This is a genomic window from Vibrio sp. QJM3NY_27 (assembly GCF_057785955.1).
Map to the genome: position 1 here is coordinate 2,422,698 of NZ_CM173511.1, position 16,102 is coordinate 2,438,799.

Below are 16,102 nucleotides of genomic sequence, written 5' to 3' on the forward strand. Positions count from 1 at the left end.
AGTATAAAAACTCAGCCTCGCAATAGATGGTATTAGCTACCAATCGCAATAAAACCAAATGAAAGAATGATGGTATAGATGATCGCTGTTATTTGTAGAGCATTTTTCAGATTATGGTCCATAGACACCTCTGGCTTATTATTAATTTGTCTAGTCTCTATATAAGTTCTATCAGGTGTGTGAAGTATCTTCAAGAATCGTCGAAATTAGTCGCACAATATTGATGTAACCATCACAATTAGTAAGTGTATGGATAAGGATATACTCATGAATAACAAAGCAAATATGATGGCACTGATTGCACTTTTCTCCGTTTCGAGCGTGTGTGCTTCGCCGGAGATCATCATTACCCCGATGGTGGGTTATACCGGAGGCGGTGGTGTCGAAGACCAGGATGGTAAAACGTATGATATGAAAGGTTCGGAAAACTATACCTTTGCGATTGAAACGCCACTTGAAAAAGGACGCATCGGATTTTTCTATTCTAATCAAAGCTCTGAATTAGAAACGCTCAACCTAAGCTCTTCCATCCAATACCTTCACTTTCAAAGCAGCATCTACTACCCTGCTTCCTCTGTGTTGTCTGGCTATCTAGGGCTCGGTCTTGGGGCTTCTTACGTTGATGTAGACTGGGCAAAGGATAAGTATGGATTCTCAACTTCTATCTTTGGTGGTTTAGAGTACAAATTTAGTGACCGCTTAGCGTTAAATACACAAGTACGTTGGCTAGGTACTGTGGTCGACAACGACACCTCCGGTGTTTGTAACGTACCGAGCAATGGCCAAGACTGCATCATCCGCTTTGATACTGACTGGATGAACCAATTCCAAGCCAATGTTGGATTGAGTTTTACCTTCTAGGTTGAGTCCCCATATTGGATCAATAAATCTTTAGATTAGAAGTATTCTAACGAAATGAAAAAACCAGCTTGATGCTGGCTTTTTCATTATAAAAACGGTTTTCAGTTCAACTTAGAACTTGTAGGTCACACCTAGTGCGCCGCCTACTTGTAACTCAACACCTTTGTACATGTCGAGCTCAGGGTGAACTTGTGCGTAAGCATTCCAACCTTCGTAGAAATTCACTTTCACGCCTAACGGCACACGCAAACCAAAATCATCATTCCATTCAGCCCAAGCACCTGCACCAACATACCAACTTAAAGGCGCTTCAGTTTCAAACTGACCACGCTTAAAAATATAGTCAAATGCAGCGCCATCATTGCCAATCGTAGCACGGTATTTCTGATCAAATTCCACAACGACACTCAGGTCTTGGTCGATGGCGAGTCCAACTTCCAAAGCTGGAGCTTCAGAAGCTTGAGCAAACGAGGCTCCGCTGCAGCACATAAGGCCGATCAAGTAACGATGTTTCATAATATTCTCAGACTGTGTTTAAAAAAGGGAGTTTACTAGAATCTCAGCGAAAGGTGTCATCGCTAGGTAAAAGATAAAAGACACGAAAAATTTGGGAACGACCATCAATTGATCGAGTTAAGCGGTAACTCTCTGAGTTGATGGGGATTAAACGCAGAAAGGTCTTTCATAGAGCAGAAAACAAAAAAGGAGGCCTCTCGGCCTCCTTTCAATTTATTGAATCAGTGAATTAACCGTTGTTACGGATCCACTCATCCATGTCTGTCTTAAGGTTGTCAGACTTAGTACCGAAGATAGCTTGTACGCCACCAGCAACTACAACAACACCTGCAGCACCTAGTTTCTTCAGTTTGTCTTGGTCAACAGCTTCTGTATCAGCTACTGCAACACGTAGACGAGTAATACAAGCGTCAAGACCAGTGATGTTCGCTTTGCCACCGAATGCAGCAACTAACTCACCAGCAAGCTCAGTACCAGTTGCAACGATGTCGTCTTCTGACTCGTCTTCGCGACCTGGAGTTTTAAGGTCAAGTGCTTTAATCACAGTGCGGAATACAATGTAGTAAATTGCAGCGTAACCAATACCACATACAACCATTAGGCCCATCTTAGACGCGTTGCCAGATAGAACTAGGAAGTCGATTAGACCGTGTGAGAAAGATGTACCGTGTACAAAACCTAGAGTGTTCGCAAGAACGTATGCAGAACCAGCTAGTAGAGCGTGGATTGCGTACAGTACTGGAGCAACGAATAGGAATGAGAATTCGATTGGTTCAGTGATACCCGTTAGGAATGAAGTCAACGCAGCAGAAGCCATGATGCCCATTACTTTAGCGCGGTTTTCAGGCTTAGCTGAGTGTGCAATTGCGATTGCAGCAGCAGGTAGACCGAACATCTTGAACATGTAACCACCAGCTAGCTGACCGAAGCCATTGCCCGCTGCACGAGATGCGTCATCAGCAACTAGGTAACAAGTAAGAACACCGTTTTGAGTTTCGCCAGCAGCGTTTACACAAGTACCAGCTTCAAAGAAGAAAGGTACGTTCCAAACGTGGTGAAGACCAAATGGAATTAGAGAACGCTCAACGATACCGTAGATACCAAACGCCACTTGTGGGTTTTGGTGAGCAGCCCAATCAGAGAACGCAGAGATAGCGCCGCCAACTGGTGGCCATACTACAGATAGTAGGATTGCTAGACCAATCGCAGAGAAACCTGTGATGATTGGCACGGCACGCTTACCAGCGAAGAAGCCTAGGTACTCTGGTAGTTGAATACGGAAGAAACGGTTGAATGCCCAAGCAGCAACACCACCGACTAGGATACCACCTAGTACACCAGTATCGATTTTATCAACGCCCATTACACCAGCCATTACGCCAAGTGTAGCAGTCATGATGCCGTAACCAACGATAGCAGCTAGACCAGCTACACCGTCGTTATTAGTAAAGCCAAGTGCTACACCTACTGCGAACAGTAGTGCCATTTGACCGAATACTGAACCACCCGCTTGTTCCATTAAGTTTGAAACAATTTCTGGAATGAAAGGAAGGTCTGCTGCACCGACACCTAGCAAAATACCCGCAACTGGTAAAACTGATACTGGTAGCATCAGAGACTTACCAACTTTCTGCAGGTTAGCAAAAAGGTTCTTAAACATGTTTATGCTCCTGATAAAGATAAAATAATTATATGGGTTCTAACGGCACACCCCCGTAGCCTATATGTTAGCACCCAGTGAAAATGTAACCATGTATTGCATTATATTTTCTGCCGCTAAATATATATTGATGCGGAACTAACTTTCTAGTCACTTACGAAATTTAGTTTCAAAACACGTCTTGGATCACATGTCAAATCTAGAAATGCAATGCTTTACAAGCAATTAAACCATTGAAATATAAATGAATTTTTTGATGGGTGTATTATTTTACTGGGTAAATAAAATAGGAGCTAATGTTATTTTTAGTAACAAAATTACAAATGATGTAAATAGTGCTCTCAAGTTCAACATAATTAGTAAACATTAAAAAAAAACGTACTTTTGGTGATCAAAAACACAAAAAGGGAGCTTTCGCTCCCTTTTATTTGTTTAGTTAGTTTTTTATCGCAAAAAAAGTTTTCGGTAATTTTTGGTTGTTTGTTCAGCAACCTCTTTCATTGACAGCCCTTTCAACTGCGCGATATAAGCCGCCACTTCGACCACATATGCAGGCTGATTCTGTTTACCTCGATATGGAATCGGAGCCAAGTATGGCGAATCCGTCTCGATCAGCAACCTATCTAGCGGTAAGTTTTTCACAACGTCTTTAAGTTCTGTGGCTTGTTTAAAGGTCACAATACCTGAGATCGAGATATAAAAACCTAATTCCATTGCCGCTTCAGCGAACGCTTGATCTTCAGTAAAGCAATGAATCACACCACCGCACTTCTCTGCTCCACCATCGCGTAAAATAGCTAACGTATCTTCACGCGCGTTACGCGTGTGGATGATCAAAGGTTTATTAAGCTCAACAGCCAACTCAACGTGCTGCTTGAACCTAAGCTGTTGCAGTTCTGCCGTCTCTGGCTGGTAGTGATAATCTAAGCCTGTCTCACCTATCGCCACAACCTTTGGATTACTCGCATACTCACGCATTCTTTCCAGACAGAAATCGCTCTCTACATCGAGAGGGTGAACGCCACAAGAAGCTTTAACATTATCAAACGGCGAGATCATCTCAAGCATGTTTTCAAACGAGTCTAATGTCACACCGACAGAAAGCAGTTGGTCTACGTTTGCTGCCTTCGCCTTATTAACCACGTCTTCTACACTGGTGTGTAAATCTTGGTAATCCAGTTTGTCTAAATGACAGTGGGAATCTACGAACATGTTTCCTCGCAAGTGGCAATCAGCCAGTTCATTATGAGTAGCTCCGTATTGAGCCCGGGGTGTTGCTTTAACTGCTCAATCAATATCAACAGTTTATTCGATGCTGCGTAAGCACTTTGATAAGACATCACCTCAACCAAAGCTTTCGCACTCGGAGTCATCGCCTGATTCGCCAAACCAAAATGCAGCTTTTGCACGTCAGACAGTAAGTGCCATAGCCAGCCTAGTTGAACCAAAGGATCTTTACTAAGCTCTGTGGAAAACTTCAGCATGTCAGGTTGAATGCCTTTGATTACATTGACAAAGCCATCGAGCACTTTTGTTGAGGCTTCAACACCGCCTTGCTCAAACATGGCTTTCGCTTTCAAAGGCGCGTTGTCATTGAGCGCTAGAATATACTGCGGAACCGCTTTACCTACCTCCCCGTCTAGCCAAGTCGATCCAGTATCCAACTGTGGGCTAACCACATTGAATTGCTGACAGCGGCTAATAATAGTCGGCATTAAGCGATTACTGTTACGAGTAGAAAGAATGAAGATACACTTACTTGATGGCTCTTCTAGAGTTTTCAGCAATGCATTGGAAGCCGATTCGTTCATCGCCTCTGCAGGGTTAAGCAAGATAACGCGCAAACCACCTAACTGGGATGATTGTTGAGCCCAGCGGTTACTCGCACGTACTTGGTCAACGGTAATCGATTTACCTTCTTTCTCAGGTTCAATCACATGGAAATCCGGATGACTCCCCGACTTCATCAATTCACAACTATGGCAAAATCCACACGACTCGCTTTCGTAATTAGTACACATCAATGCATCGGTAAGTTGGCTAATCAACGCATCAACGCCGAGCCCTTCCGGGGCATTAACAATCACAGAGTTAGGAAAACGCTCTGCATCGAGACTTTTTTTCCACTCACTCCATACCGGTGTGAGCCAAGAATACACTTCAGCCATGACTACCTACTGTTTATTGAGCCAAGCACTGAGCGCGACTTTAATATCAGCGGCTACTTGCTCAATTTCTTGCTGTGCATTAACCACAAGAACCGTTTCGTCTTGTTCTGCAATCTCAAGGTAACGTTCACGTGTACGATCGAAGAATGAGATATCCATCTTTTCGATTCTATCGAGCTCACCACGGCCTCTAGCGCGTTCAAGCCCTACTCTAGGATCAAGATCCAAGTATAGGGTTAGATCTGGCTTAAAACCGCCTAGCGTGGTTTCTTTCAGTGATTCCATCGTAGTGCGTGCGATCTGACGACCACCACCTTGATAAGCTTGAGATGACATATCATGACGATCACCCAACACCCATTTACCGCTGTCTAATGCGGGCTTGATGACGTTTTCTACTAATTGAACACGTGCCGCGTACATCAGCAATAGTTCCGTCATATCTTGAAGCTTCTCACCTTCGTGCTCTTCTTTAACCAATGAACGCATCTTTTCAGCTAAGACAGTGCCACCCGGCTCACGAGTATTGACGATATCTTCAACACCCGATGCTTTTAATGTCTCAACGATGGCATTGATTGCTGTACTTTTGCCGGCACCTTCAAGGCCTTCAACTACGATAAATTTCGACTGATTCATAATTATTTCTTTATTTGTTTGTTTTTTCTTAATTGCTTTAAATAAGCTCGTACTGCACGGTTATGCTCAGTCAAACTCTTTGAAAATACGTGACCGCCGGTTCCACTCGCAACGAAATACAGGTAGTTGCTCTTCTCTGGATTCAGCGCAGCATTGATAGACGCTTTGCCCGCCATTGCAATAGGCGTCGGTGGTAAACCACTCATTGTATAAGTGTTGTATGGCGTTGGAGTACGTAAGTCTTTCTTACGTATATTGCCTTTGTAACTGTCGCCCATGCCGTAGATAACCGTTGGGTCAGTTTGCAGACGCATACGCTTGTTCAAGCGATTAACGAACACAGAAGACACACGTTCACGCTCTGACGCTACTGCAGTCTCTTTCTCAATGATAGACGCAAGAATTAGCGCTTCATATGGCGATTTAAGAGGCAGTTTATCGGCTCTATTTTCCCACTCATCATTGACCACGTTCATCAGATCTCGGTGGGCACGTTTCAACAAATCTAAATCCGTTGTGCCATAGGTGTAGTGGTATGTTTCCGCTAAGAAAAGACCTTCTAGCTTTTCATTTTCGATACCAAGCTTTTGTGCGATCTCTTTTTCAGAGACATCATTCAACGTCTGCTGAATGAATTCGTTGTCTTTTAGCTGAACAAGCCACTCGTCAAAACGACTGCCTTCTACGAAGGTAATGGTAAATTGGTGCTCCTTCCCTTCTACAAGCACTTGTAGCGCCTGCTCTAGGGTTAAACCGGGTTCAAGCAGGAATGTACCCGCTTTTACGTCTACAAGCTCAGGATGTAACTTACGAATTAATTTCTCGTAAGGAGAAGCCTCAAAAAGCCCCTCGTTAATCAACTGTGCTAGAACACGGTTAAAGCTGCTACCTGAAGCAACGGTAACCACCTGCGGTTTTTCTAATTGAATAACTTGTTTCAGGTTATCTTGCGCTTGGTTGTAAACATAAAAACCAGCAGCAGCGGCTGCGATTAAGCACAAGGTAATAAAAATAAATAACTTTTTGATCACGAGTTTAGTTGTCCTTGAAGGCTACGAGTAACGGTTCCAATGTTGAATTGGATATCACTAATACGGGTAACTGGGGCAACCCCTAAGATGGAGTTGGTCATGAAAATCTCATCAGCTTGCATGAGTTGAGATAAGCAGTAGTCACTAATTGTAACGGAAAATTCAGCTTGATTCAGCGCGGTTAACACTTGCTTACGCATAACCCCCGCCACACCACTTTGCGTGAGTTGAGGTGTATATATCATCTGACCTTTTCGCCAAAACAGATTGGCCATGGTGGTTTCAATCACATTGCCCGAGATATCAAGAACTACACCATCAGCTTCATCGGCCTGATCCATTTCATCTTTCATCAAGATCTGCTCAAGGCGATTATTGTGCTTATGGCCTGCGAGCAGTGGGCTCAAACCTAGTGCTTGTTGGCAGATACCGAGTTCTACACCAGAGTCTTGCCATGCTGAATAATGACTAGGGAAATCAAATGTACTGATGGTTATCGTTGGCTTGGCGATATTCTTAGTACTGTAGCCGCGACCGCCTGCCCCACGGCTAACGTGTAGCTTTATCCCAGCTTTTTGATTATGAGGCTTGTTTGTATCATGGAGGATCTTTGAACCATAAAGGCTCTTTGTTCCATGAAGATCGTTATCTTGGATATGTTGAAGTGCATTGTCGATCCAAAGGCGAACCACATCCCAATCAAGAGCAGAAATGCGTAGCGCTTTAAGGCATTCGTCGACACGGTGCTGATGATCGTGAAAATGTTGTATCTCACCATCACTCACGAGCATTGTCGTGAAACAGCCGTCTCCGTATTGAAACGAACGATCCAAGATATCGACAGTTTGCTGGCTTTCTCCATCAACCCAAAACATGTTTTTCCCCATAAAAAGAAACGGCTCAATGCTAAAGCATCAAGCCGTTTAAAAACAAGTCTAATTATGACTATCTACGAATGTTTACATCTTTAATAAGATGATTAAATCTTTTTGAAGATCAAACAGCCGTTTGTACCACCGAAACCGAATGAGTTACATGCAGCATATTCCATACCGCTAACTTTACGCGCAGTGTGGGGTACTAAGTCAATATCTAAGCCTTCTTCAGGATCATCCAAATTGATTGTTGGTGGAACAATTTGATCAATTAGAGACATCGCTGTGATGATCGCTTCAGCAGAACCTGCAGCACCTAGAAGGTGGCCTGTCATTGATTTCGTAGAAGAAACCAAGACTTGCTTGCTGCCTGCTTCGCCAAGAGCACGCTTGATGCCCTTAACTTCCGCTACGTCACCTGCAGGAGTCGAAGTACCGTGTGCATTAACATAACCGATTTGTTCACCAGTAATGCCAGCATCACGCATAGCCGCTTCCATTGCTAGTGCACCACCAGAGCCATCTTCACTTGGAGATGTCATGTGGTAAGCGTCACCCGACATACCGAAGCCAACTAGCTCACAGTAAATCTTAGCGCCACGAGCTTTAGCATGTTCATACTCTTCAAGAACCATCATGCCTGCACCGTCACCAAGAACGAAGCCGTCACGGCCTTTGTCCCATGGACGAGAAGCTTTTTGAGGCTCATCGTTACGAGTAGACAGTGCTTTAGCCGCACCAAAACCGCCCATACCTAGTGGTGTAGATGCTTTTTCAGCACCACCCGCTAGCATTGCGTCAGCATCGCCGTATGCAATCATACGAGCCGCGTGGCCAATGTTATGTAGGCCAGTCGTACATGCTGTAGAGATCGCGATATTTGGACCGCGTAGGCCACGCATGATAGACATGTGACCCGCAATCATATTCACGATCGTCGACGGTACGAAGAACGGGCTGATTTTACGAGGGCCTTTTTCAGTTAGAGCCTTGTGACCGGCTTCGATCAAACCAAGACCACCAATACCAGAACCGATAGCAACGCCTACACGAGGAGCGTTTTCTTCAGTAATAGTTAGGGCTGAATCATCTAAAGCTTGAATACCTGCTGCGACGCCGTACTGGATGAACAAGTCCATCTTACGAGCATCTTTTTTAGTCATATACTCTTCGCAGTTAAAGTCTTTAACTAGACCTGCAAAACGAGTTGAGAAATTGGTTGCATCAAAATGATCGATATTAACGATACCACTTTGACCAGCTAGCAGGGCTTTCCAAGAAGATTCTACAGTGTTGCCTACCGGCGACAACATACCCATGCCAGTGACAACTACACGACGCTTGGACACGATATTACACTCCGGGGATTGAGGTGATTTAAGATGAGGATAGATGAGTTAGATAAAACACAGGCGGTCAAGGTGACCGCCTGGGAGAGATTATTACTGAGCGCTAGTTACGTAATCGATAGCAGCTTGAACAGTAGTAATTTTCTCAGCTTCGTCATCTGGGATTTCAGTGTCGAATTCTTCTTCTAGAGCCATTACTAGCTCAACTGTGTCTAGAGAATCTGCACCTAGGTCATCAACGAAAGAAGCTTCGTTTTTAACTTCAGCTTCGTCTACACCTAGCTGTTCAACAATGATTTTCTTTACGCGTTCTTCGAGGTTGCTCATTTTTTCTTTTCCTTTACAGAGTTCGCTTTATGCGATGTTTTCCGTAGTTTATTCAATCTATTGAAAGTTGCAAGGTCAACTTTTCTGGTCAAACCACAATTTTCACGATTTTAACCGAAATTACGTATGATCTTGACTTAAATCATGCACAAATGTTGCACATAATTTACACCATGTACATACCGCCATTGACGTGAAGTGTTTCACCTGTGATATAAGCTGCCGCAGGTGACGCCAAAAATACCACAGCTTCAGCGATTTCGCGAGGGTCACCTAGTCGACCTGCTGGTACATTCGCCAAAGTTGCTGCACGTTGGTCATCATTTAGCGCTTTAGTCATGTCTGTTTCGATGAAACCTGGCGCTACAGTGTTCACTGTAATACCACGAGACGCAACTTCGCGAGCCATTGATTTAGTGAAACCAATCACACCAGCTTTTGCTGCTGCGTAGTTAGCTTGACCAGCGTTACCCATAGTACCTACTACAGAACCAACGTTTACGATACGGCCTTGACGCTTCTTCATCATGCCACGCAATACAGCTTTAGACATGCGGAAGATAGGCGTTAGGTTAGTATCAATGATGTCATTCCATTCATCGTCTTTCATACGCATGAGAAGGTTATCACGAGTGATACCTGCGTTGTTAACCAGAATGTCAATCGCACCGAATTCATCGTTGATGGTTTTCAGTGTAGCAGCAATTGAGTCAACATCAGTGACATTAAGAGCAAGACCTTTACCGTTCTCACCAAGGTACTCGCTGATTGCAGCAGCGCCGCCTTCAGACGTAGCAGTACCGATAACTTTAGCACCACGCTCAACTAAAAGCTCAGCGATTGCACGACCGATGCCACGGCTTGCGCCTGTAACTAGTGCAACTTTGCCTTCTAAATTCATCATAACTTCTCTATTAATTGGTTATTTACTTAGCAGCGTCTAGTGATGCAGTGTCATTAACTGCAGCAGCTGTCATAGTTTTAACAATACGTTTTGTTAGACCAGTAAGAACCTTACCTGGGCCTAATTCTAGTAGCTTTTCAACGCCTTGCTCATTCATCGCTTGTACACCTTCAGTCCAACGAACTGGGCTGTATAGCTGACGAACAAGTGCGCTTTTGATTTTTGCAGGGTCTGTTTCAGCAATAACATCGACGTTATTGATAACAGGCAGTGCCGGTGTGTTGAACTCTAGAGCTTCTAGAGCAACCGCTAGCTTGTCTGCTGCAGGCTTCATAAGGGCACAGTGAGACGGCACAGATACAGGTAAAGGAAGAGCACGTTTAGCGCCTGCTTCTTTACATAGTGCACCAGCACGCTCTACTGCTGCTTTGTTACCCGCGATAACAACTTGGCCTGGTGAATTGAAGTTAACTGGAGACACAACTTCGTCTTGTGCCGCTTCTTCACACGCTTTAGCAATCGCTTCATCATCTAGACCGATGATTGCGTACATTGCACCAACACCCGCAGGAACCGCTTCTTGCATCAGTTGACCACGTAGCTCAACCAGCTTGATCGCTTCTTTAAAGTCGATAACACCCGCACACACGAGTGCAGAGTATTCGCCTAGGCTGTGGCCTGCTAGGTTTGCAGGTTGCTCTAGACCAAGCTCTTGCCATACGCGCCAGATTGCAACAGACGCAGTGAGTAGAGCCGGTTGAGTACGGAAAGTTTCATTTAGATTTTCTACTGGACCATCTTGAACCAATGCCCATAGATCGTAACCAAGTGCTTCTGAAGCTTCAGCAAATGTCTTTTTAACAACATCATACTGTTCGCCTAGGTCAGCAAGCATACCGATAGCTTGAGAGCCTTGGCCTGGGAATACGATAGCAAATTTGCTCATTGTAATTTTCCTTTAAGCAAAGCAAAAAATTGAATAAGGCACATAAGTTATGTGCCTTGTTTGTTGATTATCGCTTGGGGTTAGAATTTAACTAACGCAGAACCCCAAGTGAAGCCGCCGCCAAATGCTTCGAGTAGAAGCGTTTGACCACGTTTAATTCGCCCGTCGCGAACAGCCTCATCAAGGGCCGTTGGTACGGTAGCTGCCGACGTATTGCCGTGCTTATCAAGAGTAATCACAACTTGATCAAGCGACATCGTCAGCTTTTTAGCGGTTGCCGAGATAATACGGTAATTCGCTTGGTGTGGAACTAACCAATCAAGCTCTGACTTATCCATATTGTTCGCCGCTAATGTGTCTTTAACTAGCTTAGAAAGCTGAGTTACCGCCACTTTAAATACTTCGTTGCCCGCCATGTGCAGCCATTTGTCTGCATCACCGCCACGCTCTGGAACTTCTAAGCTTAGAAGCTCACCATATTTACCATCAGAGTAAATGTGAGTAGACAAAATACCTGGCTCTTCGCTTGCGCCTACAACCACCGCGCCTGCAGCATCACCAAATAAGATGATAGTAGAGCGGTCAGTCGGATCACAGGTTTTTGACAGTGCATCCGCACCGATTACCAAAACGTTTTTACACATACCAGTCTTGATATGTTGATCAGCAACAGACAGTGCATAGACAAAGCCAGAACACGCCGCAGCTAAATCAAACGCAGGGCAGCCTTTGATACCAAGCTTACCTTGTACCTGACATGCCGAAGACGGGAATGTATGGCTACTGCTGGTTGTCGCAACGATGATTAAATCAATATCTTCTTTGTCGATACCTGCCATCTCAATGGCATTCTCAGCAGCGTAAAACGCCATATCCGCAACGGTTTCGTTTTCCGCTGAAATACGACGCTCTTTAATACCTGTTCTAGCGACGATCCACTCATCGCTAGTCTCTACCATTTTCTCTAAGTCTGCGTTAGTACGCACCTGAGATGGCAAGTAGCTGCCAGTACCTAAAATTTTGCTATACATGAAGACTAATAATGCCTCTCGAGTAAAACCGCTTCCAAACGATCGCTAATGCGGCTGGGGACTTGTCGTTTGACCTCGTGTACTGCTTCACCAATCGCGTTGACGACTGCAGACACATCAGCACTTCCATGACTTTTAATGACAATGCCGCGCAATCCTAACAAACTTGCGCCGTTATACTGGTCGGGGTTCAAGGTTTTTAATTCAGTAAATAGCTCAGAAAACAACATTCTGGCGATCCAACCCTTTATTGTTGAAGCCATCATGCGCGTTTTTAGCTTATCAATAAAGAGCTGAGCTGTACCTTCGCACGTTTTTAAGCAGACATTGCCCACAAAACCATCACATACGACGACATCAGCGGCATCTTGAAGTAATTGATTACCTTCAATATAGCCTATGAAGTTCACAGACTGAGTATTAGACAACATTTCCGCGCATCGTTTCACAAGGTCATTGCCTTTGATTTCTTCTGCACCGATATTCAAGATAGCGACACGTGGAGCGCGACCTAAATGTTGTTCCGCTAATGCACTGCCCATTACAGCAAACTGAAACAGTGAATCTGCGTCACTAGAAACGTTCGCTCCTAAATCAAGCATCCATGTACGGTTGCCAGAAGCAGTAGGCAAAGCTGAAACCAATGCAGGCCTATCAATACCGGGAAGGAGTTTAAGTCTGAAACGAGATAACGCCATCAGTGCGCCAGTGTTACCACCACTCACACAAGCATCAGCCTGTGATTCGGCAACCAGATCGATAGCAGCACGCATAGAACTACCCTGACTATTACGTAAGGCTAGGGAAGGTTTTTCAGAATTGGAAATGACTCGATCACAATGCTGGATACTCAAACGAGAATCAGGCATTCGACCTAATGAAGATAATTGAGATGTGATCGCATTTCGATCACCTATGAGAATGACTTTTAGCTCTGGGAAATACGACAGTGCCTGCACGGCGGCAGGCACTGTTACACGAGGACCGAAGTCCCCGCCCATTGCATCAAGCGCAACGGTTAGATTTTGCAAAGGTCAACCTTACTTGTTGATAACCTTTTTGCCGCGGTAGAAACCTTCGGCAGTCACGTTGTGACGTAGGTGAGTTTCACCTGAAGTTGCGTCTACAGAAAGTGCAGCTGTAGTTAGCGCATCGTGTGAACGACGCATGCCACGCATTGAACGTGATTTCTTGCTCTTTTGTACGGCCATTGACCCTACTCCTATGTAAATTCTTAAAGATACTTATTAATAAGTTACTTCTTTAAGTTTTTTAAAACATCAAATGGATTCGGCTTTTTATCTTCCTCAATTTCTTCAGGAAGTTCACCAAACACCAAGTTATTTGAGTTAACGCTACATTTCGCATCGTCGTGCATTGCTATTTGTGGCAATCCAAGGATGAACTCGTCTTCAACTAATTGAATCAGGTCTAACTCACCGTACTCGTTCAGATCTACCAAATCGTACTCTTCCGGTGCTTCCTCTTCACTTTTCTCGCTGTAAACAGGAGTATAAGTAAATTGGACATCGCACTCATGTGCGAAAACCTCATTACAACGTTGACACTCTAAATCGACTTCGACGTTAGCTTTACCAGAGATAACGACTAATCGTTGTTCATCAAGCCCAAATGACATTGAGACTTGCGCGTCACGTTTTACGCCTTCAGTTGTTTCGGTTAAACGCTTTAAAAGACTGACTTGAATGATACCATCCATATCGAGTCGTTTTTGAGCCGTTCTTGCCGGATCAACTGTACGCGGTATTTTTTCCTTTTGCATAGGGCGCGAATCTTATCTTCCAAATCGTGTTTAGTCAAAGGAAATGGCAAAAAAAATGTACTTTCCTACCTTTCCTGTTCAGAGCATTATGAATAGCAGAATAAGTTACGTTATCCTGAACTAAATGCTTACACGAATTGTAAATTAAAATGAGAAATTACCAACTAGTTTTAGCTTCTACATCTCCATTTAGGCAAGAGATCCTCAAAAAACTACAGTTAGACTTTGTCACAGCGAAGCCTGACTGCAATGAAACACCACTTCCAGAAGAGACACCTCAACAGTTAGTGATGCGTCTTGCCGAGACAAAAGCCAAGTCTTGTACTGTCGAACAACCAAGCCTAGTGATTGGTTCCGATCAAGTGTGTGTGATTGATGGAGAGATCATTGGTAAACCACACACTCGTGAAAAAGCGATTGAGCAGCTATCTCGCCAAAGCGGTAAAAGCATCACTTTTTATACTGGGATAACCGTATGGAACAGTGTAACCAATAAAGCCGACACTCGCTTAGATACCTTCATCGTGCATTTCCGTGATTTAACACAACAGCAGATCATTTCTTATGTTGAGAAAGAACAGCCTTATTACTGCGCGGGCAGCTTTATGTGTGAAGGGTTAGGTATCGCGCTATTTAAACAGATGGAAGGTAAAGACCCGAATACCTTGATCGGTTTACCTCTGATCGATCTGGTTGATATGTTAGAAGCGCAAGGAATGAGCGTACTATAACGGAGACTCTCTCTTTGTTAGAGATTCCCTACTCCTTCCTTTGTCAGTCTAGGGAATGACGAAGATAGCTACATCATCCATCAGCTCATGATGTAGAACCTGTCTTTAAAAAGTCGTCATCCTCATGAGCGAGGAACGAGCGAGTTGGGGATTTTCTACAACAGATGAAAACAAAAAAGGTTGACGGATTTCGTCAACCTTTTTTGTTAGTAGATAGGTAAGGCTAGAAACAGCTAACCCTTTCGTATCTTCTTAAAGCTTACGTAGACCAGTGAGTGCTCTCTCTAGCCTTTTTTCCATTGGAGCCGAGATATCCATCTTCTCTTCGCTACCTGGGTGGGTAAACTTAATGTTGGCGGCATGTAAGAACAAACGATTCAATCCTACTTTACCCGTGTAAGCATCAAAACGACGATCACCGTAACGGTCATCCCAAGCAATTGGGTGGCCAGTATACTGAGCGTGTACTCGAATTTGGTGCGTACGGCCGGTAATTGGGCTTGCTTGAACTAACGTCGCATCTTGGAATTTTTCCAAAACCTTAAAACGAGTTTCAGAAGCCTTACCATTCGGGTTAACGCGAACAATGCTGTTTACTTCATTTTTCAATAAAGGAGCATTAACCACTTTACAGCTGTTCTTCCATTCGCCCATCACTAAAGCGAAGTAGTATTTTTGAACCGTTTTTTCACGGAACTGTGCTTGAAGGTGTCTTAGCGCCGAGCGCTTCTTGGCAACAAGCAAAATGCCAGACGTATCTCTATCAATACGGTGCACTAATTCAAGAAAACGAGCATCAGGACGAAGTGCACGCAATGCTTCAATCGCGCCAAACTTTAGCCCGCTACCACCATGAACCGCAGTTCCTGATGGTTTATTCAGAATCAGCATGTGATCATCTTCATAAATGATGCACTGTTCTAATTCAGAAACCTTATTGAGTTTCGTGCTTGGCACGTTCTCTTCTGTTTTCTCTTCAATAGTGACTGGCGGGATACGAACTAAATCACCTGCTTTTAGTTTGTATTCAGCCTTGATGCGTTTTTTGTTTACGCGGACTTCGCCTTTACGCACGATTCGGTAAATCATGCTTTTCGGGATGTTTTTTAATTGGTTGCGTAAGAAGTTATCAATACGCTGACCAGCCATATCTTCGTCAATGTCGACAAATTGGACTTGGGTTCTAATTTCGCTCATTGGGCCATTGTATCACTGTCACTTTTGATAATTGAGATTTTCTTAACCCTATTCTGAACTTATTTATCTATAATCCCTGCCGAT

General features: G+C 44.1%; 19 protein-coding genes. 2 read left to right on the forward strand and 17 right to left on the reverse strand.

The annotated features are described in order from the left end of the window. Positions 1-32: 32 nt before the first annotated feature. Entirely contained in the window at positions 33-122 is a 90-nt protein-coding gene (gene cydH, locus AC3CIA_RS10700) for a cytochrome bd-I oxidase subunit CydH (RefSeq protein WP_114633799.1), read from the reverse strand. A 145-nt stretch (positions 123-267) separates the two neighbouring features. On the opposite strand from cydH, the gene AC3CIA_RS10705 reads away from it, so the two are divergent. Then, positions 268-861: a porin family protein gene (locus tag AC3CIA_RS10705; protein ID WP_488518107.1), complete on the forward strand. Its 594-nt coding sequence runs from the start codon at positions 268-270 to the stop codon at positions 859-861. Between the two features lie 111 nt (positions 862-972). Here the strand turns inward: AC3CIA_RS10705 and AC3CIA_RS10710 are convergent, their stop codons facing one another. The 15 genes from AC3CIA_RS10710 to yceD form a co-directional block, all read right to left on the reverse strand. Next, positions 973-1,377 (reverse strand): hypothetical protein, encoded by a 405-nt coding sequence (locus AC3CIA_RS10710; protein ID WP_488518108.1) that lies wholly within the window; start codon positions 1,375-1,377, stop codon positions 973-975. A 229-nt stretch (positions 1,378-1,606) separates the two neighbouring features. After that, a complete protein-coding gene (ptsG, locus tag AC3CIA_RS10715) occupies positions 1,607-3,037 on the reverse strand; it encodes a PTS glucose transporter subunit IIBC (protein WP_004736562.1) in 1,431 nt (476 codons plus the stop codon). Positions 3,038-3,481: 444 nt separating this feature from the next. Next, complete coding sequence (locus AC3CIA_RS10720) at positions 3,482-4,249, reverse strand: TatD family hydrolase (RefSeq protein ID WP_017093784.1); 768 nt, start codon at positions 4,247-4,249, stop codon at positions 3,482-3,484. Beyond that, a complete protein-coding gene (locus AC3CIA_RS10725) occupies positions 4,240-5,205 on the reverse strand; it encodes a DNA polymerase III subunit delta' (RefSeq protein ID WP_146455947.1) in 966 nt (321 codons plus the stop codon). The genes AC3CIA_RS10720 and AC3CIA_RS10725 overlap by 10 nt, the downstream gene beginning before the upstream one ends. 6 nt (positions 5,206-5,211) lie before the next feature. Continuing rightward, entirely contained in the window at positions 5,212-5,844 is a 633-nt protein-coding gene (gene tmk, locus AC3CIA_RS10730) for a dTMP kinase (protein WP_054547257.1), read from the reverse strand. Positions 5,845-5,846: 2 nt separating this feature from the next. Next, positions 5,847-6,875, reverse strand: a complete 1,029-nt coding sequence (gene mltG, locus AC3CIA_RS10735) for an endolytic transglycosylase MltG (protein WP_488518109.1) — start codon at positions 6,873-6,875, stop codon at positions 5,847-5,849. Next, the gene (pabC, locus tag AC3CIA_RS10740) at positions 6,872-7,750 is read right to left on the reverse strand and encodes an aminodeoxychorismate lyase (protein ID WP_488518110.1); all 879 of its coding nucleotides are present in this window, start codon (positions 7,748-7,750) and stop codon (positions 6,872-6,874) included. Before pabC ends, mltG begins: the two co-directional genes overlap by 4 nt. A gap of 104 nt (positions 7,751-7,854) precedes the next feature. Beyond that, positions 7,855-9,099, reverse strand: coding sequence for a beta-ketoacyl-ACP synthase II (gene fabF / locus AC3CIA_RS10745; RefSeq protein WP_004736554.1), 1,245 nt, complete (start codon positions 9,097-9,099; stop codon positions 7,855-7,857). Between the two features lie 93 nt (positions 9,100-9,192). After that, complete coding sequence (acpP, locus tag AC3CIA_RS10750; protein WP_012603569.1) at positions 9,193-9,426, reverse strand: acyl carrier protein; 234 nt, start codon at positions 9,424-9,426, stop codon at positions 9,193-9,195. Between the two features lie 166 nt (positions 9,427-9,592). Then, complete coding sequence (fabG, locus tag AC3CIA_RS10755; RefSeq protein ID WP_010437280.1) at positions 9,593-10,327, reverse strand: 3-oxoacyl-ACP reductase FabG; 735 nt, start codon at positions 10,325-10,327, stop codon at positions 9,593-9,595. A 25-nt stretch (positions 10,328-10,352) separates the two neighbouring features. After that, positions 10,353-11,276, reverse strand: coding sequence for an ACP S-malonyltransferase (gene fabD / locus AC3CIA_RS10760; protein WP_017078125.1), 924 nt, complete (start codon positions 11,274-11,276; stop codon positions 10,353-10,355). Positions 11,277-11,356: 80 nt separating this feature from the next. After that, complete coding sequence (locus tag AC3CIA_RS10765) at positions 11,357-12,307, reverse strand: beta-ketoacyl-ACP synthase III (protein WP_010437276.1); 951 nt, start codon at positions 12,305-12,307, stop codon at positions 11,357-11,359. Positions 12,308-12,312: 5 nt separating this feature from the next. Beyond that, positions 12,313-13,338 carry a phosphate acyltransferase PlsX gene (gene plsX / locus AC3CIA_RS10770; RefSeq protein ID WP_017062152.1) on the reverse strand — a complete coding sequence of 342 codons (1,026 nt, stop codon included), beginning with the start codon at positions 13,336-13,338 and terminating at the stop codon, positions 12,313-12,315. 9 nt (positions 13,339-13,347) lie between these two features. Further along, positions 13,348-13,518, reverse strand: coding sequence for a 50S ribosomal protein L32 (rpmF, locus tag AC3CIA_RS10775; protein WP_004737376.1), 171 nt, complete (start codon positions 13,516-13,518; stop codon positions 13,348-13,350). A gap of 44 nt (positions 13,519-13,562) precedes the next feature. After that, positions 13,563-14,090 carry a 23S rRNA accumulation protein YceD gene (gene yceD / locus AC3CIA_RS10780; RefSeq protein ID WP_004733994.1) on the reverse strand — a complete coding sequence of 176 codons (528 nt, stop codon included), beginning with the start codon at positions 14,088-14,090 and terminating at the stop codon, positions 13,563-13,565. Between the two features lie 149 nt (positions 14,091-14,239). Between yceD and AC3CIA_RS10785 the strand changes: the two genes are divergently transcribed. Next, on the forward strand, positions 14,240-14,821 hold the full coding sequence (locus AC3CIA_RS10785) for a Maf family protein (protein ID WP_488518111.1): 582 nt from the start codon (positions 14,240-14,242) through the stop codon (positions 14,819-14,821). 252 nt (positions 14,822-15,073) lie between these two features. Here AC3CIA_RS10785 and rluC read toward each other — a convergent pair whose 3' ends face one another. After that, positions 15,074-16,018: a 23S rRNA pseudouridine(955/2504/2580) synthase RluC gene (rluC, locus tag AC3CIA_RS10790; protein ID WP_017078123.1), complete on the reverse strand. Its 945-nt coding sequence runs from the start codon at positions 16,016-16,018 to the stop codon at positions 15,074-15,076. Positions 16,019-16,102 lie beyond the last annotated feature (84 nt).

Excerpts from the sequence above, each read along its gene's own strand:
- cydH (WP_114633799.1), bottom strand. The coding sequence starts at position 122 with ATGGACCATAATCTGAAAAATGCTCTACAAATAACAGCGATCATCTAT.
- AC3CIA_RS10705 (WP_488518107.1), top strand. The coding sequence starts at position 268 with ATGAATAACAAAGCAAATATGATGGCACTGATTGCACTTTTCTCCGTT.
- AC3CIA_RS10710 (WP_488518108.1), bottom strand. The coding sequence starts at position 1,377 with ATGAAACATCGTTACTTGATCGGCCTTATGTGCTGCAGCGGAGCCTCG.
- ptsG (WP_004736562.1), bottom strand. The coding sequence starts at position 3,037 with ATGTTTAAGAACCTTTTTGCTAACCTGCAGAAAGTTGGTAAGTCTCTG.
- AC3CIA_RS10720 (WP_017093784.1), bottom strand. The coding sequence starts at position 4,249 with ATGTTCGTAGATTCCCACTGTCATTTAGACAAACTGGATTACCAAGAT.
- AC3CIA_RS10725 (WP_146455947.1), bottom strand. The coding sequence starts at position 5,205 with ATGGCTGAAGTGTATTCTTGGCTCACACCGGTATGGAGTGAGTGGAAA.
- tmk (WP_054547257.1), bottom strand. The coding sequence starts at position 5,844 with ATGAATCAGTCGAAATTTATCGTAGTTGAAGGCCTTGAAGGTGCCGGC.
- pabC (WP_488518110.1), bottom strand. The coding sequence starts at position 7,750 with ATGTTTTGGGTTGATGGAGAAAGCCAGCAAACTGTCGATATCTTGGAT.
- acpP (WP_012603569.1), bottom strand. The coding sequence starts at position 9,426 with ATGAGCAACCTCGAAGAACGCGTAAAGAAAATCATTGTTGAACAGCTA.
- fabG (WP_010437280.1), bottom strand. The coding sequence starts at position 10,327 with ATGAATTTAGAAGGCAAAGTTGCACTAGTTACAGGCGCAAGCCGTGGC.
- fabD (WP_017078125.1), bottom strand. The coding sequence starts at position 11,276 with ATGAGCAAATTTGCTATCGTATTCCCAGGCCAAGGCTCTCAAGCTATC.
- AC3CIA_RS10765 (WP_010437276.1), bottom strand. The coding sequence starts at position 12,307 with ATGTATAGCAAAATTTTAGGTACTGGCAGCTACTTGCCATCTCAGGTG.
- rpmF (WP_004737376.1), bottom strand. The coding sequence starts at position 13,518 with ATGGCCGTACAAAAGAGCAAGAAATCACGTTCAATGCGTGGCATGCGT.
- yceD (WP_004733994.1), bottom strand. The coding sequence starts at position 14,090 with ATGCAAAAGGAAAAAATACCGCGTACAGTTGATCCGGCAAGAACGGCT.
- AC3CIA_RS10785 (WP_488518111.1), top strand. The coding sequence starts at position 14,240 with ATGAGAAATTACCAACTAGTTTTAGCTTCTACATCTCCATTTAGGCAA.
- rluC (WP_017078123.1), bottom strand. The coding sequence starts at position 16,018 with ATGAGCGAAATTAGAACCCAAGTCCAATTTGTCGACATTGACGAAGAT.